This is a genomic window from Dechloromonas sp. ARDL1 (assembly GCF_051122455.1).
GTDB lineage: Bacteria > Pseudomonadota > Gammaproteobacteria > Burkholderiales > Rhodocyclaceae > Azonexus.
The window spans coordinates 3,552,421-3,565,596 of sequence record NZ_CP168939.1 but is presented as its reverse complement, the minus strand read 5'-3'; the positions used below and the strand labels follow the sequence as shown (position 1 = coordinate 3,565,596).

General features: G+C 65.2%; 2 protein-coding genes. Both read right to left on the bottom strand.

What is annotated here, in order from left to right; all coding sequences use genetic code 11:
- Positions 1-25: 25 nt before the first annotated feature.
- Positions 26-11,470 (bottom strand): filamentous haemagglutinin family protein, encoded by an 11,445-nt coding sequence (locus AB6Q56_RS17655; RefSeq protein ID WP_434514357.1) that lies wholly within the window; start codon positions 11,468-11,470, stop codon positions 26-28.
- Between the two features lie 29 nt (positions 11,471-11,499).
- Complete coding sequence (locus AB6Q56_RS17650) at positions 11,500-13,086, bottom strand: ShlB/FhaC/HecB family hemolysin secretion/activation protein (RefSeq protein ID WP_434514356.1); 1,587 nt, start codon at positions 13,084-13,086, stop codon at positions 11,500-11,502.
- Between the last annotated feature and the right edge of the window lie 90 nt (positions 13,087-13,176).

Genomic DNA, 13,176 nt, shown 5'->3' with positions numbered 1-13,176 from the left:
ATGAAAACGGGTTTTTGCAGGCGTGTTACCCCGGGTTGCATTTCTTGTCCTTGCCGTCCCGGGTTTCGCATTCCTCGCCGGCAAGGACCTCGACGGTCAGGATGCCGAGCGCCCCTTCGCCGCGTTTGCCGGCGGCCGGTGCAGCTTCTTCCAGCATCTTGTCGAGATCGCTCTTGGGCGTGGACACCGAAGCCACCGGCGCCGCTGCCGTAGCGGCCGGAGCGCCGGAAACAGTTCCTGCCGCCTGGATGTTGTTGGCGTTGAGCACCTGCTGCGCCCCCAGCGTCACGTTGCCGGTACTGCGCAGGCCGGCATCGCCCGCATCGATGGCCCCTTGCGGTGCAAACAGGTAAACGTTGCTCACCGGCGTATCGTCGCGCGAGGCGAGCGCACCAATGCCGGAACCGGCCACCGAGTTCGAGGCATCGAGCACAATCTGGCCATTACGGATGACCAGTACCGGCGGCGGCGTGGCGCTCACCGTCTTGGCACCGCTGCCGGCGTCGATGCTGCCCTGGTCGGCCCAGACCAGGATGTCGCCGCCATCGAGCGTGAACACGCGTGACTGGTTGACCAGGAAGCTGTCCTGCACCAGCGCCTGCATGCTGCCGCCACGGAAGGTGAACAAACCCTGTTCGGAAGGCTTCTTTTTGGCCAGCGAGGCCTTGTCCGGTGTCGCCAGGCCGACCGTCACGCCGCCGGCCGGGGCGAGCAATTCGATATTGCCTTCCTGCTCCGTCTTCACAGCGCTGTAGAAGAGATCGATGTTCGCCGGCTTCAGCGCGGCTTTGGGGAACAGCGCGGCGATGGCGGCACGCCCTTCGGCATAGGCAGCCTCGCCGGCCCCGCCCTGCGCCGCCGTACCGGCATCACGCAATATCTCGAAGAGCCGGGCGCGCAAGCCTGCTTCAGAGGTGTCGCCGACGGCCAATCCATTCGCCTGCAGCCAGGCACGGAAGCCCGCATAGTCCGGCTGCGTCGTGCCGGCGATCACGCTGATGTCGGCACCACCCTCCGGAAGGTAGGGGTTCTCGAGATTGCCGCGACTGACGATCCCGGCCGAAACGCCGAGATTGACGCCTTCAGCGGCGAGCACTTCCAGGCGGCCAGGGCCGTTCGTCTGGATACGGCTTTCCAGTGCGCCGGAGGCCAGGATGTTGGCCGGCATCTCGAGCTTGCCGCCGGCCTCGATATGCGTCACGTCACTTGCCTTGGCATGCTGCGTGACGATGCTGAGGTCGCGAATGTCACCCGCCGCCTTGACGGTGGCGGACTCGTTCAGGTTAGCCGCCGAGGCGGCCGAGAGACCAACGATGTCGCCGTCGAGCGCAATGATGCGGCTTGCTTCGCGGTCATCGGCATGCCATGGCGTGGCGCTGTGCACCAGGCTCGCGGCGGTGATGTCCGAAGCGAAAGGATTGATGGCGAAGGTGTTGGTCAGACTGGGCAGACGCGATGCCGGGAGGTCGAACTGACTGATCGAATCGACCGTCACGCCCCCGGCCGCCAGCAGATCCAACTGCCCGTTGCTACCTGGCATCTGCATGATGTTGGCGCGGATATCGCCATTGAGTGCGACGACCGACACCCTTTCCGGCGCCATGTCGACGGGACTCACCCCAGAGTAGCCCAACATCGTGAGGCTGGCGTCGCCGGTCAGTGCCGTGATCGCCAGCCTGCTGTCCGGGCCGTAGGTGCCGATGCGCCGTCCATAGCCGATCGTTGTGTTGCCGTAGCCCGTCGACACCGAGTTACCGAGCGTGTTCTTCGGCTGGTTGCGGCGGAACGAAAGCGGGTTGTAGACGCTGCCGATGCTGGCCGAACCACCCGCGCTTGCGTTCGCTGCGGTATTGCCGAGCGCCATTTCGGTGTCGCTGACGATGTCGCGGGCGGCGGCGAGTATCAGGCGGCCGGTTTCGGCGTAGAACTGCCCGCCGCTGATCGTCTTCGCCATCACCTTGAGGTCACCGCCACCCTGGATCACCGCCTGATCGGCACGCGCCGCCCCGTCGACACCCGGGACTCGACCGTTGGTGGCGACAGCGGCATTGACCTTTCCGATCGTACCGCCCGCGTAGAGCGTGAGATCACCACCGCCGAAGGTGGCGAACCCTTGTTGCATCGAGGCGATGCGCGCCCACCATTGGGTGCTGTCGAAGCCCTTGCTGTAAGAGATCAGCCAGTCGCTGACAGTGCCGGTCTTCGTTTGCATGATGTCGCCGCCGGCGCTGATGTGGAGATCGCCACCATTCTTCATGAAGTGGTTGCGCTGCCCGGTGTCGGACTGATCCTGGGGAAGGCCAGCCGATGTAAAGTTGGCAGGGTTCGTCGTGTCGTCGCGACCCGCGGTATAGACCACCGCCTTGTCGGCCAGCTTGACGTTGCCCTGCGCTGCCAGCGTGATGTCGCCGGTACCGGTACGTACCAGCTTGCCGGCCGCGATATCCAGGTTGCCGCCGCTGGCCGTCGCCTTCACTGCCGTCGCCGAGGCGGCATCGGTAGCTGCACCGGCAACCAGTCGGTAGCTCCAGCTCGCGTCGCTGGTACCGATCTTCGCGTCGCGGCTGCTTGCACTGAAACTGCCGACTGTACCAAACCCATCGCTGATCGAATTATTGATCTTCAGGTTGTTCTGCGCGCGCAGAGTCAGCACCCCCGCTTCGCCGGCAAAACGCAGGGTGCTGAAATCGAGGTCGGCGGCAATGGTGAAATCGCCGCTCGCCGCGCTGACGATCTCGACCCCTGGCCGTACGTGGAAAACCGGATTGGTGCCGAAGCCGAGGTGGCCGCGCAACTTGCTCATGTTGGCGCTCGAATAGAGCGTGCTCAGGTCATTCTTGAACGTCGTCAGGCCGAGCGTCGTGCCGCTGCTCGTGCCGGCGTTCAGGGCCGTGTAGTTGCCGCTGTAGCGGCTGACGATCTCGGCCCCGACATCACGGGCGCCGCTGACCGTGCCGGCCAACTGGATATTCAGATCGGTCGCGTTGGCGATACCGGCCGATTTGTCGGCGCGAAAGGTGACGCGCCCGCCCTGTGCAGCACTACCGACGGCTGTGCCGACATCGATGCTGCTACCGGCCAGCGTCTTCACCTTGCCGCCGGTCGTGCCGAACAGCACGTCGCCGCCCTGGCCGCGGGTACCAGCATTATTGATATTGTCGACTACTTCCTCGCCGCGCGCGACGAGATTGCCCCCCAGCACGACGTCACCATTGCGCGCCTCCAGGGCGATGCGGCCGCCCTTGCTGCCGGAGGCATCGATGGTACCGCCGGCGTTGATGGCAATGCCCCCGTTGTCGGCGGCGATGCTCACCTCGCTGGCGCGTATCGTCTTCGTCGCCCCGGCACTCTCGCTCAGGGCCAGGCTGCCGCTGCGGCGGCGAATGTCCCATTGCCCGGTGAAATGCGGCTGGGTGCCGCCGTTATCCAGCGTTTCGGTGACGGCGTCGGCCAGGTTGTCCAGGCGCAGTGTCTTGGCGTCGGCCCGCAAGCTGCCTCCCTCGCCGGCGCTGGCCTTGCCGCGCAGCGTGCCGGCGGCGGCGCTGACGTCGCCTTCCCGGGCCACCAGGTTCAGCGTGCCGGCATCGCCGCCACCGGTCGCCGCCGAAACCGAAATCGTCACGCCACTGCCGACGGCGACATCGCCCTTGGCGGCACTCAGCGTGATCGTACCGGCGGACGCATAGGCCGCCGTATCGGCGAAAACGACCCGCTTGCCGTCGGCGGAAACGCGTGCGCCGTCGCCGATGACCACGCCGTCGCCGGCGTCACCGCCGGTCGCAGCCAGCGTGATGCGGCCGGCCGTACTGTCGATTCGGCCGGCGCCCTTGAGCACCTTGCCGTCGGCATCCTTGAGCGCCGCTACCTCGACCGACTTGCCACGCAGTTCGAGTGCGCCGCCAAGGCCGGTATCCTCGCCAGCAGTGGCGCTGCCGCCACGCACTGCGGTCTTGCCGCTCGCCGCCAGCAGGTGATCGTCGGTACCGACCGTGGTCACCCGGCCGGCATCCAGCGTCAACTGCGCGGCATTGCCGCTGCCGCCGTCCTTGATGCTGTGGTTGTCGATGCTGGTCACGCCGCGGCCGGCGAAGCGGATGTCGCCACTGGCCACGAGATCGACCGCGTCGAAACCGCGCATGGCAAAGCCGATGCTGCCGGCATCGCGCGTCGCCTGGTCGGCGACGTTGTCGCCGAAAACAATCTGCCCGGCATTGACCTGGAGCTTGCCCTCGCCGCCCGCGACAAAACCTGTGGCGACGCCGCCGGTATTCTCGAAGCGGACCTGCTGTGCAGCGATGTGCGCCGTATCGGCTGAAGTGCCATGCCCGGCGATGCCGCCGGCACTGACAATCAGTTCCTTGAGCGTGGCCGCGCCGAGCGTCGCGTTATCGTAGAAATCGAGCGTGCTGTAGCTGGTCAGGCGCAGTTGGTCGACCGCCACCAGGCGCTCGATATCGCTCGGACGCAGGTTGAAGCCATCGGTCGGCGCCGGTGCGTTGCCGATCACGTTGATGCGCCCGGCGCCGATGGCGAGCGATCCGCCGCTGCGGCTGCCATCGGTCTGGCGCCTTCCGACTTCGAGCGCGCCGTCTACGATGGTTTCCTTCGTCGCATCGACCACCACCGAACGGCCGGCCACCGCCGCATCGGCCTCGACATGAAGGCGCCCCGTGCTCCGGCTGGCGCCAATGCGCTTGGGAGCTGCCTGGCCGCCCTCGGCGACGCGCAGGAAAGCACCATCGCCAGCCAGCGCCAGGCTGCGGTCTGCCGCGTTGCCCGTCGACTCGACGCGACTGCCGGATGTCACCATCACTGCATCCTGTGCGGTCAGCATCACTTCTGCCGCCGTCAGCGCCTTGCCGATATCGCGCACCCCGGCGGCATTGCCCGCGTTCGCGATGCTGACCTCGCCGGCGATCGTTTCAATCGCCGTGCTTCCCGTTTTGTTGCCGCGCGTACCGCCGAGCAGCAGGCTCGAGGCGCCGAGCGCCACCAGTTTATCCTGGTCGATCGTCGACCAGGTGCTGTCGGCTGCAACAGCCGTACCGTCGCTGACCAGCAACTTTGGCGCTGCCAGATCCAGCTCCAGACCGATGCCGTCACGCTTGCGACCGTCGGATGCAGCCACCATGGCCGCCTTCGTCGCGATGATGCTCGGATCGAAGAACAGCCGTTCGCGACCGACGACCGACAACTGGCCGGCATCGGCGGCAAGACGCGCGCCGGCGGTGTCGAAGAAATAGTCGGTGGCGCTGGTCAGCGTGAACTTTCCGCGCCCTGCCACCACGGTTGGACTGGCCACTTCGACAGTCAGCAGTTGCCGGGAAGAGACCGTACTGCCGTTCAAGCCGCTGGCGGCGAGGCGGGTCGCGTTGACCAGCGCGGAACCGTCAGCCTGTTGGAGCGCCCGGGACAGGGCGCTGCCAGTGCCGTACTTGACGCTGATCAGGTAGGCGCCGGGCAACAGCGCATAGCGTGCCGGCAGCAAGGTGTATACGCCGGTCTCAAGACCGCTGCCGGTACTGTCGATGCGAATCTGGTCGCCCGACTTGAGCGAGGGGACGAAATCGTAGCTGTAAGTAGTCTTCCCGCTGCTGTCCTTGCCCGTGGCCTTTGGCGCAGAAACCCCGTACAACCCCAGCGCCGACGCGTCCAGCCCCGAGAACGCGCCGACCCAGTTGGGCAGCACGGCGAAGAGGGTCGGATTGCCCCCCTCGGCAGAGAGCAACGGGTCGTTCTTGCCGCTAGCCCCTGGGCTGAACTCCCAGGCCACCGCCTGCCCCCCGGCCGATAGATCAAGGACCGCGCCGTTTGCCACCTTGCTGTCGCCGGCATCGATACGAATGCGTTTTTCCGGAGCTGCGGCGATTTCGCCCACGGTGCTCGACAGGCTGCCATTCTCCCAGGTCGAGGTTTCGACATTCCAGTACCGTCCGGACTGGCTGGTCTGACCGAGCAGGCTAGTCCGCGTGGCTGCGACGGAGCTCACGCTGCCGTCGTGCAGCGTGACCTTGCCGCCGCTGGCCGGCGCGCTGAAGGCGATCTCGCCGAGCGGTGCGGCTACTGTGCCGTAATGATCAATGGTGTTCGCCGCAAATTCGACCCGGCCGCCCACCGACAGGGTATCGCCGGCAACCGAACCGGCCGGTCGTCTGATCTCTATCTTGCCGTTATGGTCGGCGAGCATATCGACGCGGAAATCGCTGTAGGCCGTTGGCTCGACGCGTGCAGCGGTCAGCTTTAGGGTCCCAGTGGCATTCATCCGGCCGTTGTACTTGCGCGTACTACCGGGCAGGGCAACGTTGTTTTGCACGCCGGCCATGTGAATATCGCCGCTACTGCTCAGAGTTGTGGTCGCGAAACCGTTCCACGCAAAGCTGCCGACCAGCGCGATGTCCTGCGCATTGACTGTGGCCGTGGCCGTGCCGCTGGCCGCGGCAGCCGGCGTACCGGCGTTAAGCGCGAAGTTGCCGAGTTCGACGGCAGCTGCGTTGAGCGTAACAGTTGCGGCCGGCGCGGCGGCGAAGGTATTCGCATCAAGGCGCAACTGGTTGGCGACGCTGACAGTCTGCGTGCCGGCGAAATTGATTTCACCTTCGCTACCCAGGTACCAGGAGCCGAATCCGCCGCGCGCGAGCTGGGCGGTATCGAGCTTGGCCTTGCCGTTGTAGGTCGCCGGGGCCAGCGTTTGTGTCCCATTCAAATACTTGGCCGTTGCCGCGTCATCGAGCGCCCATTGCGCTTCATGCTTGCTCCCCCCGTCATGGAGGGAGAGCGTGCGCACCGCATTGAGCTCGCTAGGCAGCGTACCGCTCTGCAGATACCAGTTGGTCACAGCATCATTGGCAAAGCGCAGCGAGAAGATGCCACCCAAGGCACCTTCCCCGCCGGTCGCCTTGAAATCGCCATCGAGGAACATGCCCTCCCGCGCCGTCAGCGCGACGCGACCGCCACTGCTGCCGATGCGAAGGGGCTGCATGGCTGCCGACGCGCCGCCCGTGACGGTCGACTGGTTCAAGCTATCGGTCGCCCCACGAGCGTCGATTTCCGACCCGGCGCGGGTGATCAGGTAGCCGAGGCCGGCATCGATCTCGACACGACCGCCATCGCTGACCCTGCCAGTGTATTTGCCCATCGCCAGCAATTGTTCGATGCTGGCACCGCCTTCCAGCGCGAGGCGGGTCGCCTTGTCGAGGCGGGTGGTGCCTGCGGCGAGCAGCTTCGCCTTGGGGCCGAGATAAATCGATTTCGACTGCTGCGCATCGCTGTAGTCAACCTGTGAGGGCATACTGCGCGTCAGGCTGATGGTGCCGCCCGGCGCTTCCAGCGTACCCAGTACGCTGAGCTGGCCAGGACCGAACTGTCCGCTGACGCCTGGACCGACGTTGAGGCTGATTGCTCCCCCCGGATCGACCCCGAGGTAGGCATCTTCGCCGATGCTCAGATCGCGGCCGGCGCTAAGCTCCAGTGTCGTCGGCGCATTGCGCACATCGGCATGCAATGGCCGGAGCGGAGCAAAGCTGGCCAGATCGGCACCGCTGGGGACGTAGCGATAGGCAAGGGGCGAAGCCAGCCACCACGAACTCGGCGACGGCTGGACAACGGTCTTCGCCGCGACGCTCAGGCTGTTGAATGCCGTCAATTTGAAATTCGAAAAGCCGCCGTCGGCGAAACGACTGCTGGCCAGGCTAGCACCGGCGGTGCCAGCCGCCAGACGATCCTTGGCCGATTGCTCGTGCCCGGCCGCCACCAGGGCATCGCCGACGCGAATGAAGGGGCTGGTGATATCGAGCGTACCACCCTTGCCGAGCGCGTAGCCGCGCAGTTGGCCATTCGCAAACAGCGACGAGCTCGAGTAAGAATCGCTACCGGGATCGCCATAACGGCCGGTTTTCAGCACGACGCTGCCGGCATTGCCACCACTCAGCTTGCCATCGCTGCCGACGTATCCACCACCGGATACATCGACCACGCTGCCGGTACGCAGATCGAGATCGTAGGCGGAATCAAGCGTGATACTGCCGCCGTTCGTTGCCTTGGCCCGGGTGGACAGGCGCCCGTCCAGGAAATCGTTCACCCAGTTGCCGGCGGTGGACAGGGTCGCCCCATTCTCCAACATCAGCGTGGAATACTGTGCATCGTCTGCAGTTGGATAATTGCCGGCCGCAGCGCTCATGTCACGCGTTGACAGCTCGATCTTGCCGCCGGCAGCAGCGATATCGCCACCAACCACTACCTGCCGGCCGCTGGCCTTGAAACTGCCCCCCGGCCCCAGATTCAGCGCGACGTCAGACGGTATCTCGATGCGCCCGTCGCTCTTCAGGTCGAAGCGCGTGAAGCCGCTGCCCACCAGGTTGTCGGAGAGTTCCAGGCGCGGCCCGGCGCTATCCCCTTCACCGAGTCCGACAGACGCGGCAGCGGCTCCGCGCACGAACACCATCTGGGCTTGCGTGTAGGCCGCCTGCTTTTCCACATCGCTGGCATTGAGACGATCAGCGACGACATAGTGCTGGCCTGCATCCTGAACGATCAGTCGCCCTCCGAACGGGCGCGCGTAGCGATCGCTGTCCGGATCTCCCACCTTGCGCTGTCTCGTGCCCGGTGTCGTGGTCGCTTTGAGTTGGCCATCCAGCGCGATGCTGTGGCCGACGACCTCGACCGTTCCGGCACTCTTACCCTCGCTGTAGGCCGCCTCCTGGCGACTCACCGTGATCAGCGCGGCGTACTGTGCGTCGGCTGGGGCGTCATTGAGGCGATACACCTGGCCGGCACGGGTAATCGCCCGCGATTCCTTGACCGTTCCGCCTGCATAATCGACGCGCCCACCGGAAACGTCAATCTCGGCGCCGGACTTGACGATCACGCTGCCACCGCTGCGCAGTGAGATAGTGCCGCCGGCCGCAGCCTTCTCTTCCACCGTCTGGCCGACCTTGCCGGTCCACCCGCCGAGGTCGGCGATGGCGATGGGGTCGCGCACGTCCACCCAGGCCTTCTGGCCGCGCAACACACTATTGCGCTGCACCGGGTTGGCGGCAAACTCGTCGCCGCGCAATTCGACTTCGATGAAGAGATCGTTGACTGACTTGCTGGCAACGCTGCCCGAGACATCGATTTTCGCGTGATCGCCAACGTACAGGCCGATCTTTCCGTCCGCGCCGGCCGTCTGAGCAGGCCTGACCGGGTCGCCCGCGAAGGCGGCGCTTTCGGCCACGAACACATCGCGCGCCTGGAACTGGATCTTGCCCCCCGAGGCGAGGACACTGCCGTCAATGGCGATCTTCGCCCCCGCGCCTTCGATCGACGAGGCGAGGAAGGTCTGATCGGGCGAAATCATCCTGCCGCTGCTGCCGTCGATAGCGACCGCGGTGGTGCTGCCTTCGGCCAGGGTCAGCTTTCCGCCGACCTGGCCAACGACGAAGTTCTGCTTGTCGAACTTGGCCGGATCTTTGGCGTCGGACGGCACGATTTCGCCGGTCGCCACGTCGATCTTGCGCTCGCCCAGCGAATTGCTGTCCACCACCGAATCGGCATCTCCCGGTGTGCCGGCGAGCGCCATCTGGTCACGCGCCAGCAGGCGGATCGACCCGTTGGCGGTGGCCGAAGTCGAACTGGCCAGCACGCCGGCTTGCACGACCTCGTGGCCGACCAGGGTTATGTTGCCGAGCGCCGCCTCGACGCGACCGGTGTTCTTCACGGCATTGGCATCCGCGCCGCGCGACAGGGCCTCCCAGGCGCTTCCGGCATCGCTGCGCACGACGTAGAGCGGATTCACTTCCGCCGTAAATCCGCGCAGCGCCTGAGCGAACGGCGGCTTGAGGTAGACATCGGCACCGGCGGCAAGAATCGCCTGCCCCTTCGGAGTGCTGATCGTACCGGCATTGTTTACCTTACCACCGGCCAGGATGGCGTAGCCGTTGTCAGCGCTGCGTATCCTGGCGCCCGCGGCGACATTGACTGTCGCCCGGTTGAATTCAGCCAGCGCCTGAGCCTTGGTTGCCGCCAAGCTCGCGGCATCGGCACTCCATTGAGCCTTGCGCAGGAAAAAGGAGCGCGATGCGGGGTTGTTTTGCATCAACAGGCCACCGGTCAGCACATCGTCATGCACATTCAACGCAGACAGCACCATATTATTGGCGAAGAGCGAGGCGCTGCCGCCGACATCGATACCCAGTTGGTTGATCAGGAAAAACTGTCCGTTGGCTTTTAGCGTGCCGTCGATTTGCGAACGGCCGGCATTGCTGTTGCTGCTGGCGCGGCCTGTATCGTTGACGTGAACGAAGTTGTAGGTCACCGCGCCCGAACTCGGCTGCACGAACTCCACCGTTTTGCCGGCAGCGATATTGAAACCGCTGACCCAGTCGATCTCGGCCTTGTCGCCACGCTGGTTCACTGTCAGGCGATCGGCGTCAATGCTGCCATCGACCAGCATGGTCGTGCCGTTCAGGTTGACCGCCTTGGTGGCGTTGACCACGCCTTGTTGGTTCACCGCCAAGGCCGCCAGGCTTACCACGCCGCCGTCGCCCATCGCGATGCGGCCGTTGTCCGCCGTACCGTCGCTCCGGTTGGTGACAGTGCCATCGAGCGTCACCGTGTTGCCCAGCGCATCACGCCCCGTGAAGGCGCGCGTTTCCACCAGCAGGCCGCGCAGATTCGGATCTTCCGGTGCGGTCAGAATAACCTTCCCGCCTGCCGCCAGAATGGCCTCGCCCCCGCCGCCGCTTTCGATCAACCCCAGGTTTTCCACCGTTTTCGGGGCGATCAGCACGACCTTGCCACCAGAAGGCGTGGTGATCCGGGCACCCGCATCCACCGTTACGAAACCGGTATCGAAGCCCGCGGCACTACCGCTCCAGACAAATTCCAGGCTGTCGCCTCGCGCCCTCGGCAAGCCGTAGTTGAGCAGTTTGGCGGCCATGGCGTCTGTCATGTTGAGTGAGGAAGCGACCAGGCCACCGACGTTCACCTGCGCTCCGTTACCGAACAGGATGCCATTCTGGTTGATGAAATACAGCTCCTTGCCGGGCGCCGACAGGCGCCCCATGATCTGGCTCGGATCATTGCTCCAGATGCGATTGAGCACGCGCGCCGCCTCGCCGGTGTATTCCACCATCGCCTTGGCACCGATGTTGAAGCTGTCCCAATTGAGGCCTACCGTCTGGCTGGCGGTGGGCACCCGCATGGTATTGATGCCGTTGATCATGGCGGTGCTTGGCGCCCCGCCGGTAACCGCACCGTGAAAGACGAAGGGACGCGCCCCGCTGGATGGAACCGGCAATGCCGACAGCGATGGCGGGATGGGCGGCGCGGCGAGGGTCGGGCCGATGGCTGCCGCCACACTGGCAAGCGCCAGCGTGCGCGCCAATCGCCGCCGACGGGAAGAAGACTTGCCATGGCCGCGTGCGATTTCCGCCACAGCCATCCAGGCATTGCGCTCGGCATTGAATACCACTCGGTAGATGTCGCGGTTCATGATGTCTCCGTTCCGTAGGCGTTAGCCGCTCAGAATTCGTAACCCAGGCGCATATGCACCCGGTTCTTGCCTGACGCTGTGCGCGGTCCGTCAGTGAGGGCCTGCGCCAGGTCGACAACAAACAACGGACCGCCCCGCTCGCCCTTCAGGCGCAAGCCGATACCCGCCCCGGCCAGGGAAAAATTGCCCTTCTGCCCAGGCAACGGGTCGTGCAGCCAGAGACTGGCACCTTCCACGAAGCCGATGGCGCGCAAGCCGCTGCCCCCCCATTCGGCGAGGGTCGGCGAGCGCAGCTCGGTACGCAGGCGCCAGCCCGCGTCGCCGGCCGCCTCGCCTTCAAGGTAACCGCGCACGGTATCCATACCGCCGCCGATGAACTGCTCGGGTGACACCAGCGCCTGACCACTGGCCTGGAAATCGAACTTGGCGAAGGCCTCCCAGCCGCTCAGGCGAAGGGTATAGGCCAGATCGCCGCGCAACACCGAAAAACCGGGCCGAGCCCCATGGCGCCGGCACGCGAATTGATCCATCTGTACGCCCTGGCAGTCCACCTCGCGGGAGCCGGTATCGATATTCGCGACCAGCGTCAGATTGGCGGCCAAACTGCCCTTCTCGCCGAAATGGCCGGCCGAATACTGCGCGACCAGCGGGGTGTAGCGCAGAGGCGCTTCCTTGGTGTCGGCTCCCAGCACATTCTGGTTTTCCTGCAAATCCTTGTAGTCCATGCCGATGGACAGCGAATGGAAGAACCCGCCGACACCGGCCGCCTGCGGCAGCGTCAGGGAATAGCGCGCCCCCAGCGTGGTGCCCTTGCCGAGCACAGTGCTGCCAACAGCCGAACCGATATTGCTGTTGGAGTGCTGGGCAAATGCTGAAAGGCTACGTCCATTGCCCAGCGGCGCATTGTAGAAACCGGCGAGGACATTCACCTCGTCAAGACTCTCGGGAGAAACCACGTAGTTCAGGCCGGCGCTGTGCTGCTTCTGGAACAGGTTCTCGTAGCGGATACCGGCTTCCAGGCGTGTACTCGACGTATCGGGGCTCTGCCGGTTGTTCAGTTCGATGTTGCCGTGCAGCGGAAGTCCATCCTCCACCGCCAGTTCCACCTCCATGGTGCCCAGGCGGGTACCCGGCCGCAGCAGCGGCGTCACCCGGCGATCCGGCGAGCGGCCGGCCTGCGCCAGTTCGGCCTGCATGGTCGGAAAATGCGGCACCTTGCCCGGCGCCAGTTCCGGCACTTCGCTACGAAGATCCTGACGCGACGTGTATTGGTTTCCGCTCACCTTCAGCCGCTCGACCTGCCCTTCGATTACCTGCAGGCGTACCACGCCGTCGGCAACGCTTTGCACCGGCACGCTCACCGACACCGAGAGGTATCCGTTCTGGTGGTAGGCCGCCTCCAGCGCCGCGCGTGCCTTCTCGACGTCAGCCGGCGTTCGCCCTGGCCCCAGCGAGGGATAGACGGCATTTTCAATATCGATATCGGCCAGGACCGTATTGCCCTCCACCGAAAACTCGACGAGATCGAAGCCAGGCTGGCCGGTCGGCGTTGCCGCGGTGGAGATGCCGCAGAGGAACGCCGCGGCGGCAGGGAGAAGGAGTCGGAGCGTGTGCATAGCTTGAGGAGTATGCGGTCCTGCGTTTACCCACCCGTGACATCGGGGCACTAGAAACGTAGTCCGATCGGACTAGCAAACGACGCCGAC